Source organism: Sphingobium sp. (assembly GCF_003248505.1).
In the GTDB taxonomy this organism is placed as follows: Bacteria; Pseudomonadota; Alphaproteobacteria; order Sphingomonadales; family Sphingomonadaceae; genus Sphingobium.
Map to the genome: position 1 here is coordinate 25,480 of NZ_QFOA01000025.1, position 13,954 is coordinate 39,433.

Consider the following 13,954-nt stretch of genomic DNA (forward strand, 5'->3'; position numbering starts at 1 on the left):
GTTTACCGAATCTCGATCGTCAGGTGAGCCAATTCGTGTACGGGCTGCAGACGTTGCAGGATCACGCCACGGTCGATGCCTGGACCGCCGGTTACGCTGACGATCCCGGCATGGGCTTCGGGACCGACGCGCCAGACATGGAGGTCGGTAATATGCGCGTCGCCGGTCGCCTCGACCAGTTCGCGCACTTCGTCTGCGACATGATCGTCGGTCGTATCGAGCAGAACGCAAGCGGTATCCCGCATCAGCGACCAAGACCAGCGCGCGATGACGATGGCCCCGACAATGCCCATGACGGGATCGAGCCAGATCCATCCCAGGTAGCGGCCGGCCAATAATGCCGCGATGGCCAGCACGGAGGTCAAAGCATCTGCCAGCACATGGATGTAGGCGGAGCGAAGATTATTATCCTTGCTATCGACGCCTCGTCCGTGGTCGTGATGGCCATGATGATCATGTGCGTGGGAATGTCCATGACCATGATCGTGGGTATGGCTGCCCGATAGCAGGAGGGCGCTGACGATATTCACGCCGAGGCCAATGACGGCAATCAAGCTCGCTTCGCCAAAGGCGACGGTAATGGGCTGAAAAAGGCGCAAGACGGATTCGGTGCCGATGCCCAGTGCAACGATGCCGAGCAGCAGGGCCGACGCGAAGCCTGCAAGATCGCCGACCTTGCCCGTTCCGAAGCTGAATCGACGATTGCCGCTATGGCGTCTGGCATAGGCATAGGCGATGGCAGCGACACTGAGCGCACCGGCATGCGTCGCCATGTGGAAGCCGTCCGCCAGCAGCGCCATCGACCCTGTCGCATAGCCCGCAATGATTTCGCCGACCATCATGATGGCGGTAAGCGCAACGACCCAGAGCGTCCTGCGCGCATTGTCATCGTGCGCGGAACCGAGAAAGACGTGGTCGTGGCTCAGGCGATCGATATCGGGTGTCGGTGCCAATGGTCGGTCCTACTTGGTGTATCGGCGGATAACCGCCTTCAATTCTTCGGCTGCCCGGGCGCGTTGCTCGTCCGACAGGTCGGGCGCGGCGACATGCGCGTCGAGATGCGCGACGATGACCTCATCGAGCAGGCTGTTCATCGCGCCGCGCGCCGCTGCGATCCGATGCAGGATGGTCGCGCAGGGCGCATCGGCCGATAGCGCGGTTTCGATCGAGGCGACCTGCCCGGCAATCTTGCGAACGCGGGCTACAAGGTCCGAGGCGTCACTATTGATATGTCCCATACCCTACCCCCCTAGGGTAGATTGTGGTTTGGCGCAACCGGAATGGAGGTTATGCCGCTGGCCCATCGAGGCAGAGCAGGAGGGGTGGTGCGCCGCCGCAGGACATCTGCGCGACGGATCCAGGCCAGTATAGCAAGTCGCCGCAAGCCATGGCCATGCCCGCGATGGTGCATGATCCGGTCGCGACCAGATAATGGCGGCCCGCCCGGCCCTCATGGCGATGCCCGTCGAACGCGTGCATGCTCGCCGTGGCGGCTCCACGACGTGCCATGATGTTCAAGACTATCGTCGGCGATCCGAGGATCGCAGCCTCCACGGCGGTTTCGCCGGCGAAGCGGATCGGGACATGGGGCATGGGCGCTACGGGCACCTGTCCGACACGGAGCGTCAGCGGTCCTCCGCCTAGGGCAACCAATGTCCGGTCCATTCCTGCAAAGCGGGAAAAAGGACCGGACGCCGCGATCGTGGCCAGGCTGATCCGCCAGAGGCACTCGTCCATGCCCGCGCCTACCGGCTCAATCGTGATTTCACGGGTCTCGCCGCCGCCGTTCCGCCAGGTCTGGACCGGACAGTCGGCGGCGCGGAAAAGGATCACAGGTCGCCGGTGATGGCGGGCAAATCCAGCCCCTTGTCGATCGCGCAATCGCGCGCGATGGCATAGCCTGCGTCGGCATGGCGCATGACGCCGGTGGCCGGGTCGTTCCACAACACCCGTTCCAGACGACGGGCGGCGTCCTGCGTCCCGTCGGCGACGATGACCATGCCCGAATGTTGGGAATAGCCCATGCCGACCCCGCCGCCATGATGCAACGAGACCCAGGTTGCACCCGATGCGGTGTTGAGCAGCGCGTTGAGGAGCGGCCAGTCGGATACCGCGTCCGATCCGTCCAGCATCGCTTCGGTTTCCCGATTGGGGCTGGCCACCGACCCACTGTCCAGATGATCGCGACCGATGACGATCGGTCCCTTCAATTCGCCCGAAGCGACCATGTCGTTGAATGCCATGCCCAGCCGGTGGCGATCGCCCAGGCCCACCCAGCAGATCCGGGCGGGCAATCCCTGAAAATGGATGCGTTCGCGGGCCATGTCGAGCCAGCGGTGGAGATGCGCGTCGTCAGGCATCAGTGCCTTCACCTTGGCATCGGTCTTGTAGATGTCCTCTGGATCGCCCGACAGCGCCACCCAACGAAACGGGCCGACGCCCCGACAGAAGAGCGGGCGGATATAGGCGGGAACGAAGCCGGGGAAGGCGAACGCATCCTCCACGCCTTCATCCTTGGCCACCTGCCGGATATTATTGCCATAATCGAGTACCGGAACGCCCGCGTTCCAGAAGTCCAGCATCGCGCGGACATGTGTAGCCATCGATGCTTTCGCGGCGCTGGCGACGGATTGCGGATCGCCCTCGCGAGCGCGCGTCCAGCGGTCGAGCGTCCAGCCCTGCGGAAGATAGCCGTTGATTGGGTCATGGGCGGAGGTCTGGTCGGTGACGGCGTGCGGGCGCGCCCCGCGACGGAACAGTTCGGGATAGATGTCGGCGGCATTGCCGAGCAGTCCGACCGAAACGGGCGCCGTCGCGTTGGTGACGATCTCCAACGCCTCGTCCAGACTGTCGGTCGCCCGGTCGAGATAGCCGGTCTTGAGCCGCATTTCGATCCGGCTTGGCTGGCATTCGACGGCCAGGCAGGATGCGCCCGCCATCGTTGCGGCCAGCGGCTGCGCGCCGCCCATGCCGCCAAGGCCCGCGGTCAATATCCATTTGCCGGACAGATCGCCGCCATAATGCTGGCGACCAACCTCCACGAAGGTTTCGTATGTGCCCTGAACGATGCCCTGCGTGCCGATATAGATCCACGACCCGGCGGTCATCTGGCCGTACATCATGAGGCCGGCGCGATCGAGTTCGTGGAAATGCTCCCATGTCGCCCATTTGGGAACGAGATTGGAATTGGCGATCAGAACGCGCGGCGCATCTTGGTGCGTGCGGAACACGCCGACCGGCTTGCCCGACTGGACCAGCAGCGTCTGGTCGTCCTCCAGCCGACGCAGCGTGGCGACGATGCTGTCATAGCTGGCCCAGTCGCGCGCCGCGCGACCGATGCCGCCATAAACCACCAGTTCCTGGGGGTTTTCCGCCACGCCAGGGTCCAGATTGTTCATCAGCATGCGCAACGCCGCTTCCGTCTGCCAGCTTTTGGCGCTCATTTCTGGCCCGGTGGGAGCATGGATGATGCGGCTATTGTCGAGACGGGTCATGCGGAGCCTTTCGCGAAATCGAGGACGGCGTTGAGGATGCAGGCAAGGGCGAGACGCAGCGGCTCGGCCCGTGCCGGGTCATAGGGGGGTGGCCAGTTGCCGGGGGCCGGATCGGCCGGTTCGTCCAGATAGCCGCGCATCGCGATCTCCATCTGTATGGCGTGGACGCCCAGTTCGGGCTTGCCATAATGGCGCGTCGTCCAGCCGCCGCGAAAGCGGCCATCGACGACATGGCTGCGGCCCGATGCGGCGCAGGCGGCGGCGACCGCATCGACGAGGGCGGGCGCGCAGGTCGCGCCACCATTGCTGCCGATATTGAACAGGGGGAGCGGCCCGTCGAACAGCCGCGGGGCGACGCTGCGGATCGAATGGCAGTCATAGACGACGACCCGGTCATGTATCGCGCGCAGCCGCGCGATCTCGGCGGCAAGCGTGGCATGATAGCGGTCGAAATAGTCTGTGCGGCGCCGGGCGATCTCGGCCGCGTCGGGATGCGTGCCGCGATAGAGCAGGTTGCCGTCGAAGTCGGTCGTTGGGCAGAGTTCGGTCGTGGCCTGCCCCGGATAGAGCGACGCGCCTGAAGGATCGCGATTGCAGTCTATGACGCTGCGCGACAGCCCGGTCGCGATTGTCGTGGCATCGACCAGCCCGGCATAGAGATCGGCGATATGCCAGTCCGCGTCGCGCCGCGCGGCCCAGGGCGAAACGAACCGCTCGATCAAGACGTTCGGGAGGACTGTTCCGCCATGCGGAAAGGCCAGAATCAGCGGGGTATCGGTTCGTCTGACCTCCAGCCAGCAATCGCTCATGCCACTATCCCCGGCAATGGCCCGACCAGATCGACGATCGCGCCGGTCTGGATCAGCGCGATGGCGGCCATCATGTCCGGCGCCATATGGCGATCCTCGTCCAATGTCGGCACGTCCTGGCGCAGCCGCGCCCGCACGGCCTCCACCGCCGGGCTGGACGCGAGCGGCGCATGAAAGTCGCAGCCTTGCGCTGCCGCGAGCAGTTCGATGCCTAGTACCGCATCCACATTGGCGGCCATGCCGCCCAGGCGCCGCGCGCCATGCGCAGCCATCGACACATGATCTTCCTGATTGGCGGAGGTCGGGATCGAATCGACGCTGGCGGGATAGGCGCGTTGCTTGTTTTCCGACACCAGGGCCGCTGCGGTGACTTGCGGGATCATGAAGCCCGAATTGAGACCAGGTTTTGGCGTCAGAAAGGCAGGAAGACCCGACAAGACCGGATCGACCAGCATGGCGACCCGGCGTTCGGCAAGGCTGCCGATTTCGCAGAGCGCGATGGCGATCATGTCGGCGGCGAAGGCGACCGGCTCGGCATGGAAATTGCCGCCTGACAGGGCTTCGTCGGTTTCCGAAAAGATCAGGGGATTGTCCGATACGCCATTGGCTTCGGTGACGAGCGTCGTGCCCGCCTGCCGTAGGAGATCCAGGATCGCGCCCATCACCTGCGGCTGGCAGCGCAGGCAATAGGGGTCCTGTACGCGAATGTCGTTTTCGCGGTGAGAGGCGCGGATCGGCGACTCGTCCATCAGCGCACGCAGCGCAGAGGCGGTTTCCATCTGTCCATGATGGCCCCGCAGGGCGTGGATGCGGGCGTCGAATGGCGCGTCCGATCCCTTGGCGGCTTCCGTCGAGAAGATGCCCGTGACGAGCGCAGTGCGATAGAGCCGCTCTGCCTCGAATAGCCCGGCGAGCGCGTAGGCGCAGGAGAATTGCGTGCCGTTCAGCAGCGCGAGGCCTTCCTTCGGCCCCAGTTCCAGCGGGGCAATGCCCGCATCGCCTAGCACCTTCGCGGCCGGCAGGGTCTCGCCGTCGCGGATGATGTGCCCGACGCCGATCATCGCTGCCGTCATATGCGCCAGTGGAGCCAGATCGCCCGACGCACCGACCGACCCTTGCGCAGGAATGAGCGGCGTCAGCCCTTTGTCCAGCAGCGCTTCGAGCAGTGCCACAGTCTCCGGGCGAACACCCGATGCGCCCTGCGCCAGGCTGGCCAGCTTGAGCGCCATCATCAGCCGCGCGACCGGCACCGGCATCGGATCGCCGACACCTGCGGCATGGCTCAGCACGATATTGCGCTGGAGCGTCGCCAGATCGTCCGGCGCGATACGGACGCTGGCCAGCTTTCCAAAGCCGGTATTGATTCCATAGACCGGCGCCCCGCGCGCGACGATCCGCGCCACGGCTGCCGCGCTTTGGGCGATACCGGGGCGACAGGCCGGATCGAGCGTAAAGGGCGCGCCATGATAGATGGCCAGCCACTGGTCGTAGGAAATGGTGCCGGGGGTTAGGATCATCGACCGTCCTTGATGCGCATGTGAAGGGGGTTGAAGCCGATCCTGTAAACCAGCTCGGCAGGGTCGTTGATGTCCCAGATGGCAAGGTCGCAGGCCTTGCCCCCTTCCAGCGTCCCGATGCTTTGCGACAGGCCCAGCGCGGCAGCGGCGTTGCGGGTGACACCCAGCAGGCATTCCTCGACCGTCAGCCGGAACAGGGTCGCGCCCATGTTGAGGACCAGCAGCAGAGACGTCAGTGGTGACGTGCCCGGATTGCAGTCGGTCGCCAGCGCGATCGGGACGCCATGCTGGCGGAGCAGGGCGATGGGGGGCAATTGCGTTTCGCGCATGAAATAATAGGCGCCGGGCAGCACCACCGCGACGGTGCCGGACGCCGCCATCGCGACCACATCGTGCGTATCGGCATGTTCAAGATGGTCGGCGGATAGCGCGCCGTGACGCGCGGCGAGCGCCGAGCCGTGCAGGGCCGACAATTGCTCGGCATGAATCTTGACGGGCAGGCCATGGTGTCTGGCGGCGGCAAAAACACGCTCGGTCTGGGCTGGCGTGAAACCGATGCCTTCGCAAAAGACATCGACCGCATCGGCGAGATGCTCCTGGGCCAGGGCAGGGATCATCGTCCCGCACACCGCATCGATATAGCCGTCGGCATCGCCAGCATATTCGGGTGGCAGCGCATGTGCGCCAAGAAAGCTGGTCACAATCCGTAGGGCGCGTGCATGGCTCAGCGCGCGGGCTGCGTAGAGCATGCGGCATTCGTCATCCAGGGTCAGGCCGTAGCCCGACTTGATTTCCAGCGTGGTCACCCCTTCCGCCATGAGCGTATCGACACGCGGAAGGGCGCTGGCGACCAGCGCATCGAGGGAGGCGGACCGCGTGGCGCGCATGGTGGACAAGATGCCGCCGCCCGCGCGCGCTATCTCTTCGTACGAGGCGCCAGCCAACCGCATCGCGAATTCCTGCGCACGGTCGCCGCCATGGATGATATGGGTATGACAGTCGATCAGCCCTGGCGTGATCCACCGCTCCTCGCAATCGACGGTCTGCGCAGCATCGAAGGCGGAAGCATGCCGCGCCTCGCCCGCATAGATAATGCGGCCCTGAGCGGCGGCGATCAGGCCATCATTGACCGCGCCTATGCCATCGCTATCCTGCGCCATGGTAGCGAGGCGCGCATTCCTCCAGACTGTATCGCACCGCATATATGCCGCTCCGCGCTGGCCTGCTGCTATTTGTCTATACAAATACACGGATGCCATTTATTGTCCAGCGGCGTTGCGGAGGAAATTTGCATGGACGATCTGTGGTTTGAAAAGGCGCTGCTTGCCGACGGCTGGGCCAGCGACGTGCGGATCAGTCTGGCCGGCGGCAGGATCAGCGCTATTGCGGCCGATGTTCGCCCTGTCGCTCGGGACCAGCGCCATGCCGTGGCGCTGCCAGGTTTGCCCAATCTCCATAGCCATGCCTTTCAGGGGGCGATGGCCGGGCGCGCGGAGCAGGCGGGCGGCGGTGAACAGGATGATTTCTGGAGTTGGCGCGATCGCATGTACCAGTTGGTCGGTGCGATCGATCCCGCCGCCATGGAAGCGATCGCCGCCATGGCTTTTGTCGAGATGCTGGAGAGCGGCTTTACCCGTGTCGGCGAATTTCACTATCTCCATCATCAGCCGTCGGGCGAACCCTATGCCGACCCGGCGGAGATGGCAGCCGCTATGGCATCGGCCAGCGCGGATACGGGTATAGCCCTGACGCTTCTGCCGGTACTCTATGCCCATTCGGGTTTCGGGGGTGCGCCGCTGGATCCTCGCCAGCGGCGCTTCGGGCACGATATCGATGGCTATGCCCATCTGCTGGATCGGTGTCGCGAACTGGTACGGGGTCTCGATGGAGCCGTGCTGGGTATAGCGCCGCATAGCCTGCGCGCCGTGACGCCCGACCAGTTGCAGGCATTGCTGGCGATGGCGCCATCAGGGCCTGTCCATATCCACATCGCCGAACAGACAGGCGAGGTTGAAGCCTGTCTCGCCTGGGCGGGACAGAGACCTGTCGCCTGGTTGCTCGATCATATGCCGGTCGATCCGCGCTGGTGCCTCGTGCACGCGACCCATGCCGATACGGCGGAATTGGCGGCGATAGCCCGATCTGGCAGCGTCGTAGGCCTTTGCCCGGTCACCGAAGCCAATCTGGGCGATGGCATTTTCCCCGCCGATGAATTTCTGTCGGCGGCGGGGCGGGTCGGGATCGGATCGGATTCCAATGTCCTGATCGACGCGGCAGAGGAATTGCGGCTGCTCGAATATGGCCAGCGACTGATGCGGCAACGACGCAATGTTCTGACGACTCCGGGGTTGTCCACCGGGCGGTCGCTGTTCGATGCGGCTTATGTCGGCGGCAGTCAGGCACTGGGCGTCGAAGCGACCGGCCTGCGCATCGGTGCCTCCGCCGATTTGGTCGTACTGGCACGCGACGATCTGCCGCCAGTGGGAGACGAAGCCATTGATCGATGGCTGTTCGCGCGCGGCAATCGCTGCATCGATTCGGTGTGGCGTGCGGGCCGACGCGTGGTGACAGGCGGACGCCACATCGCGCGCGACAGGATCGCTGCACGTTATCGGACGGCGATGCAGCGCTTACACGGGGTAACGCTTACCAGGACGGTTTGAACTTGCCTTCGAGGCTGTGATCGTCGCCCGGATACCAGAAACGGCCCAGCGTCACCGGCACGTCGCCATTCCAGGTGCGCCTCTCGACCACCAGGCAGGCCTCGCCCTCCTGCACGGCAAGATGCTCGGCGACCATGGGACCAGCGCCACGGGCGCAGATGCTGTGCTTCGCTTCGGTCCAGGGCACATGCACCAGCAACCACTGGCCCGGACTGATATTCTCCAGCGGTTGGCAGGTGATCTTGGGCGCCGCTTCGACATTGATAAGCCGTTCCTCAAGCTGGAATGGCTTGTCGTCCGCGAGATGGAGGCAGAGCATACGGATCATGGGTGCCAGTGGCGCCAGCGCCATATCCTTGCGAATGGGCGAATCCGGGGCCACCATCGCGCAGTCGATCAGACGATAGCTGTATCGGCCACCGGCGCGACGCACGGCGTCTGCGGCATCCCATATCTCGAATACCGGACGCTCGCGCGCGCGCGCGGTGACGACCGTGCCCACTTTCGTCCGTCGCTCGACCAGTCCTTCGCCAGCCAGGCTCTGGATCGCCTTGTTCACGGTCATGCGGGCGGTCTTGTAATGCTGGGTAAGAAGAAGCTCGCCGGGCACGCGCGTCCCCGCAGGCCAGTCGCCGCTGAGAATGGCAAGCGCAATCGAACGGCGAATCTGCAACCAGAGCGGACCATCCCCATCGAGCGGCGGGATAGGCAGGTTTCCCAGGCTAGCGCCGACGGTGCCTGTCTTGGCACTCTCCATAACGGCAATAGCGGTCACGCGGCAGGAAATCCTTCTGTGTCCATGGTTTCCCTATAATTCCATCATAGCTGGCCAGCGACGTCCACCGGAATATGAAATAAATGTCCCATGGCTCTTGACGCCCCCCTGATGCTGCGTCAACTTCAATTGACTATACAAATAGAAAATGCAGCAGGCAGGGACTATCGGTCTATAAAAAAGGGGGTTGAATCATGCGCACGACGCAATCGACGTTAAAGTTATGCTCGTCTCTTGCCACCATCCTGCTGCTGGGGAGCGTCGGCGCGGCGGCGCAGACCATGTCGGCAAATCCGGCCGCCCAGGCGCCGCAGGACGCTTCGGTCGATGCCGACACCATCACTGTCACAGGTTGGAAGCTTCGCCAGCTCGACGTCGCCACACCGACGGGCAGCCGCCTGGGACTGTCTATCCGCGATACCCCCGCGACCATCGATCAGATCGGTGCAGACGAAATTCTGACCCGGGGTTTCCGCACGGTTGAGGAAGCGACCGTAAGCCTTCCCGGTATAACGTCGGGCGGCTCGCCGGGCGACCCTTCGCTTTTCTCGATGCGTGGTTTTACCGGAGAGCAGATTACGCTGCTCCACAATGGCCTGTATCTGGGGCCAGCAAACATGATCAATCGCCCTGGCAACACGTTCAACATTGCGAGTATCGACGTGTTAAAGGGGCCGGCGTCGGTCTTGTACGGTCAGGGCGCTGTCGGCGGCGCCGTCAACATCGTCAACAAAAGTCCGGACTTCAAGGCGGATAGCGTTCAGTTTCTGGGTTCCTACGCCACCTTCGACACCGTCAGCGTCGGCATTGGCGGTAACAAGATCCTGAGCGACGATCTGGCTGCTCGGTTCGACGTCAGCTACCATAGGACGGACGGCTATGTGGACCGGGCGGGCTCCAATTCCTTCAATGCGACCGGCGCGCTGCTGTTCAAGCCCCAGGATAATCTCTCGATCGAATTCAGCGTCGATTATCTCAAAGACGACCTGTCGACCTATTATGGCACGCCGCTGGTGCCTGCCGCCTTTGCCGCGGACCCGATCAAGGGCATCCTGACCACCGCCAATGGCGACGTGATCGACCGGGCGCTACGCTTCAAAAATTATAATGTCTCCGACAACAAGGCGCATAGCTGGCAGACGTGGCCCAAGCTGGTGATCAACTGGTCGCCGTCCGACGCGCTGACCATCAGCAACACCAGCTATTATTTCCATGCCGAGCGGCAATGGATCAACGCCGAAAACTATGTCTTCAACCGGACCACCCAGCAGATCGATCGTGACCGTTTTTTCGTGTTCCATAATCAGGACCTGATGGGCGATCAGTTCACTGCCACCTTCAAGCATCAGCTGGGCGGCATGGAAAACCGTCTCGTGCTGGGCGCTGACTACAGCCATCTCGACTTCATCCGCAGCCGGGGCTTTCCAGATGGCGACAGCGTCGATCCGCTCAATCCCAATCCCGGCCTGTTTGGACCGATCGTCAGGCGGGTCAGCCCCACCCGCTGGGATCAGGCAGCTTTATTTGGCGAGGATGTATTGAACCTCACCCCGCAATTGAAACTCGTGACCGGCGTTCGCGCCGAGCGGCTCTATCTGACGCGCGAGAATTTCAATGTGGATGGCAGTTTCAATGCAGGGACCAGCTTCAATCGCACCTACAAGCTGTTCAACTGGCGGGCGGGACTGGTCTACGATATCGCTCCCAGCGTCACCGCTTATGCGTCCTACAGCACGGGCAAGGATCCGGTCGGCAACAACATTTTCCTGGTGAACGCCGGAGAGAATTTCGGCCTGAGCAGTTCGCGCCAGTTCGAGGGAGGGCTGAAAGCGGATCTGATGAACGGACGCGGGTCGCTTACGCTGGCCGCCTATGACATCAAGCGCAAGAATATCCTAACCCAGGTCGCGCTCGATACCGTCAGCAATGTCGGCAGCCAGAAATCGCGTGGCGTCGAAATATCGGGCGAAATGAAGGTCACGCCGGACTGGACCCTGATCGCAAGCGGCGCCTATGTCGATGCCGCCTATGGCAGCTTCGTCGATCCCAATTACGGCATAGCGGCATCGGGCAACACGCCTGCGAACGTACCCAAATGGGTCGGCAATGTCTGGACGACCGTGCGCGGGGTGGCCGGATTGCCGCTCGAAGTGGGCGGCGGCGTCAAATATGTCGGCAAGCGCTTTGGCAATACCGCTAACAGCCTCATTCTCAAGCCCTACGCCACCGGCATTGTTTACGCCACCTACGCGGTGTCTCCCAACATCTCGCTGACCGGCCGCGTCAACAATGTGTGGAACAAGACCTTCGTGCAATGGGCCGACATCTATTACCCCGCCCAGGTCATGATGGGTGAGCCACGCCGCGTGGAGGTAAGCGTCCTTGGCCGCTTCTAGGACCAAAGGCATCAAGGCAAAGACGGTCGATGCGCTGGTCTGGTTTCACCGCTGGCTTGGCGTTGCGACCTGTCTTGTCTTTGCCCTCTGGTTTGCAAGTGGCGCGGTCCTGCTGTTCAAGCCGTTTCCTTCGCTGGATCGGGGCAGTCAGTTGGCATTGTCCGCGCCTATCGACAGCGCCGCGATCGCCGTGCCACCAGGCGCGGCGATCGCGGGCGCGAAGACTGTCACAGGTTTGCGGGTCGTGCAGCGCGCTGGCGTGCCTGCCTATCTGGTGGATGGTGCGACCGGCACAATGGCGGTCGATGCGCGAAATGGCGCGCGTCTCCCCGATCTGAGGCGCGACCAGATCGCCGCCTTGTCCGGCCGTCCGCAATCCGCCATCGCCGGACCGTTCGAGTATGACCAGTGGGTCGTTCACAACAGCTTTGATGCCGCAAGGCCACTTTTCCGGGTCGATCTCGGCGATGAAGCTGGAACGCAACTTTATGTCTCGGCGCGAACGGGTGCGCCGGTGCAGCGCACCACGCGGTGGGATCGCGGCTGGAACTGGGTCGGGGCAGTGCTGCACTGGGCCTATTTCACGCCGTTACGGTCCAGCTTTACGGCTTGGGACCAGAGCGTTTGGTGGCTGTCGTTGATCGCTATGCTGGTGGCAGTCGCTGGCACCATATTGGGCGTCATCCGGACGCTGGCGGTGCGTCGTGCCGGACGGCCGGGCCTGACTTTCTACCGGCTGAAATGGTTGCGCTGGCATCATCTGCTCGGATTGTTCGCCAGTCTGTTCGTCCTTACATGGATTCTGAGCGGCTGGCTGTCGATGGACCATGGGCGGCTCTTCTCGCGCGGCCATGCCAGCGAGGCGCAAGCTGCAGCCTATGCAGGACAGACGCTCGGCGAGGGCGCTGCACAGGTCCAGCTATCAGCCTTCGCCCATTTGCCCGATGCGCGGGAAATCCGCCTGTCGACGGTGGGCGGGGCAATCCTGCTGGCTGCAATCGACGGAAAAGGCGCTACCACGCTCCATGGGGCAGATGGCGCGTTAGTCGATGCCAATACGCGCGATCGCCTGATGGACCGGGCCGTCGCTACGGCCTGGCCGGGGCGCCCGCTGGGGCCAGCCATAAAGGTCGCGCCGACCGATACCTACGCGCTGGCCGAAGGCATGCCCCTTTCCGTGCGTCGCTATGACAGGGATGGGGACAAGCCGGTCTCGATCTATGTGGATAGCGTCGATGGCCGGATCGTCACGGTCATGGATAACAGTCGCGCCGCCTATGCATGGATCTATTATGCGCTTCATACCTTCAATTTTCCTGGCCTCACGACCCATCCCCTGCTGCGCTACATAGTCGTGATGATTCCGCTGCTGCTGGGTTTTCTGTTCAGCCTCACAGGCGTCGTTATCGGCTATCGGCGGATCGCCAAGTCCCTGTGAAGCGCCACTGCTTTTGAACGTCCCTCTTTTGGAGATATATGTGAAGGACCAACTTTATCTGATGCAGCCCGGCTTCATCAATGCGGGCCTGGGCCCCTTTTATTGCGGTGATTCCGTGAGCGTCGAGGGCCTGCTGGGCTTCTTTCCCGAGCTACGCGAGAAAGTGGATGTGCATTATATCGCATTTCCGCGTCCCCGGCAGCCGCTGGTGGATGCATTGGGAGAGGAAAACCAGTCGATCCCGGTGTTGATATTGGCCGACGATGTCGGCGAGGACAGCGGCCTTCATCCAACGCGCCGTAATGGCCGTGCCTTCTTTTCGGATGAAAAGGCGATCCGCAGCTATTTGTCGGATAAATTTGGCCTGCCCCACAGCGGTTGATCGAACAGGCGGCGGCCGCAGGCCGCCGCACCCAAGACGGTTCTAACCAAAGAGCGGCAGCGCGGTTGTCGACTTGATCTCCTGCATCGCGAAGGAGGAACTCACATCGTGGAGTTCCGCCACTTTGGTGAGTTTGCGATAGATGCGGTCATAGTCTGCGATGTCGCGGGCGACGACCTTGAGGAGATAGTCGATCTCTCCGCTCATGCGATAGAATTCCACGACTTCGGGGATTTTCGCTACGCCGTCTGCGAAAATCTGAAGCCATTCATCGCTATGCTTGGCGGTGCGGATCGCGACGATCACCGTGACGCCGAGGCCCAGACGGTCGCGATTGAGGATGGCGACCCGTCGTTCAATGATGCCGTCCTTTTCAAGTCGCTGTCCGCCGTCAGCACCAATGGCACAGATTTGAGGTTGTGATTTAAGGAGGATCTGGGCTTCGTCGTAGTGACGAAGGAACGAAGATGAAGCCCAGAT

At 62.9% G+C, this 13,954-nt stretch carries 13 protein-coding genes; 4 read left to right on the top strand and 9 right to left on the bottom strand.

Annotation, left to right across the window (positions count from 1 at the left end; genetic code table 11):
• Positions 1-2: 2 nt before the first annotated feature.
• The 7 genes from dmeF to hutI are packed head-to-tail and all read right to left on the bottom strand — an operon-like array spanning position 3 to position 7,022.
• Positions 3-953: a CDF family Co(II)/Ni(II) efflux transporter DmeF gene (dmeF, locus tag DI606_RS10170; RefSeq protein ID WP_286867644.1), complete on the bottom strand. Its 951-nt coding sequence runs from the start codon at positions 951-953 to the stop codon at positions 3-5.
• Positions 954-962: 9 nt separating this feature from the next.
• Complete coding sequence (locus DI606_RS10175; RefSeq protein WP_286867642.1) at positions 963-1,238, bottom strand: metal/formaldehyde-sensitive transcriptional repressor; 276 nt, start codon at positions 1,236-1,238, stop codon at positions 963-965.
• A gap of 49 nt (positions 1,239-1,287) precedes the next feature.
• The gene (locus tag DI606_RS10180; RefSeq protein WP_286867639.1) at positions 1,288-1,833 is read right to left on the bottom strand and encodes a HutD family protein; all 546 of its coding nucleotides are present in this window, start codon (positions 1,831-1,833) and stop codon (positions 1,288-1,290) included.
• On the bottom strand, positions 1,830-3,494 hold the full coding sequence (gene hutU / locus DI606_RS10185; RefSeq protein WP_286867637.1) for a urocanate hydratase: 1,665 nt from the start codon (positions 3,492-3,494) through the stop codon (positions 1,830-1,832). The genes DI606_RS10180 and hutU overlap by 4 nt, the downstream gene beginning before the upstream one ends.
• Positions 3,491-4,303 (bottom strand): N-formylglutamate deformylase, encoded by an 813-nt coding sequence (gene hutG / locus DI606_RS10190; protein WP_286867634.1) that lies wholly within the window; start codon positions 4,301-4,303, stop codon positions 3,491-3,493. Before hutG ends, hutU begins: the two co-directional genes overlap by 4 nt.
• Complete coding sequence (hutH, locus tag DI606_RS10195; RefSeq protein WP_286867632.1) at positions 4,300-5,820, bottom strand: histidine ammonia-lyase; 1,521 nt, start codon at positions 5,818-5,820, stop codon at positions 4,300-4,302. The genes hutG and hutH overlap by 4 nt, the downstream gene beginning before the upstream one ends.
• Positions 5,817-7,022 (bottom strand): imidazolonepropionase, encoded by a 1,206-nt coding sequence (gene hutI, locus DI606_RS10200; RefSeq protein ID WP_293982360.1) that lies wholly within the window; start codon positions 7,020-7,022, stop codon positions 5,817-5,819. The genes hutH and hutI overlap by 4 nt, the downstream gene beginning before the upstream one ends.
• Before the next feature lie 90 nt (positions 7,023-7,112).
• Between hutI and DI606_RS10205 the strand changes: the two genes are divergently transcribed.
• Positions 7,113-8,483 carry a formimidoylglutamate deiminase gene (locus tag DI606_RS10205; RefSeq protein WP_286867628.1) on the top strand — a complete coding sequence of 457 codons (1,371 nt, stop codon included), beginning with the start codon at positions 7,113-7,115 and terminating at the stop codon, positions 8,481-8,483.
• Here DI606_RS10205 and DI606_RS10210 read toward each other — a convergent pair.
• Positions 8,467-9,258 carry a UTRA domain-containing protein gene (locus DI606_RS10210; protein ID WP_286867626.1) on the bottom strand — a complete coding sequence of 264 codons (792 nt, stop codon included), beginning with the start codon at positions 9,256-9,258 and terminating at the stop codon, positions 8,467-8,469. The genes DI606_RS10205 and DI606_RS10210 overlap by 17 nt on opposite strands.
• A gap of 194 nt (positions 9,259-9,452) precedes the next feature.
• Here DI606_RS10210 and DI606_RS10215 point away from each other — a divergent pair, with 194 nt between their 5' ends.
• The 3 genes from DI606_RS10215 to DI606_RS10225 are packed head-to-tail and all read left to right on the top strand — an operon-like array spanning position 9,453 to position 13,474.
• Positions 9,453-11,654 carry a TonB-dependent receptor gene (locus DI606_RS10215; protein WP_286867625.1) on the top strand — a complete coding sequence of 734 codons (2,202 nt, stop codon included), beginning with the start codon at positions 9,453-9,455 and terminating at the stop codon, positions 11,652-11,654.
• Positions 11,641-13,092: a PepSY domain-containing protein gene (locus DI606_RS10220; protein ID WP_286867622.1), complete on the top strand. Its 1,452-nt coding sequence runs from the start codon at positions 11,641-11,643 to the stop codon at positions 13,090-13,092. The genes DI606_RS10215 and DI606_RS10220 overlap by 14 nt, the downstream gene beginning before the upstream one ends.
• A gap of 40 nt (positions 13,093-13,132) precedes the next feature.
• Positions 13,133-13,474, top strand: a complete 342-nt coding sequence (locus tag DI606_RS10225; RefSeq protein WP_286867621.1) for a DUF3088 domain-containing protein — start codon at positions 13,133-13,135, stop codon at positions 13,472-13,474.
• A gap of 42 nt (positions 13,475-13,516) precedes the next feature.
• Here the strand turns inward: DI606_RS10225 and DI606_RS10230 are convergent, their stop codons facing one another.
• Positions 13,517-13,954 carry an Lrp/AsnC family transcriptional regulator gene (locus DI606_RS10230; RefSeq protein ID WP_293982368.1) on the bottom strand — a complete coding sequence of 146 codons (438 nt, stop codon included), beginning with the start codon at positions 13,952-13,954 and terminating at the stop codon, positions 13,517-13,519.

What these genes read in the sequence shown, in the direction of transcription:
- DI606_RS10175 (WP_286867642.1), bottom strand. Translation starts at nt 1,238, where the DNA reads ATGGGACATATCAATAGTGACGCCTCGGACCTTGTAGCCCGCGTTCGC.
- hutU (WP_286867637.1), bottom strand. Translation starts at nt 3,494, where the DNA reads ATGACCCGTCTCGACAATAGCCGCATCATCCATGCTCCCACCGGGCCA.
- hutG (WP_286867634.1), bottom strand. Translation starts at nt 4,303, where the DNA reads ATGAGCGATTGCTGGCTGGAGGTCAGACGAACCGATACCCCGCTGATT.
- hutH (WP_286867632.1), bottom strand. Translation starts at nt 5,820, where the DNA reads ATGATCCTAACCCCCGGCACCATTTCCTACGACCAGTGGCTGGCCATC.
- hutI (WP_293982360.1), bottom strand. Translation starts at nt 7,022, where the DNA reads ATGCGGTGCGATACAGTCTGGAGGAATGCGCGCCTCGCTACCATGGCG.
- DI606_RS10205 (WP_286867628.1), top strand. Translation starts at nt 7,113, where the DNA reads ATGGACGATCTGTGGTTTGAAAAGGCGCTGCTTGCCGACGGCTGGGCC.
- DI606_RS10215 (WP_286867625.1), top strand. Translation starts at nt 9,453, where the DNA reads ATGCGCACGACGCAATCGACGTTAAAGTTATGCTCGTCTCTTGCCACC.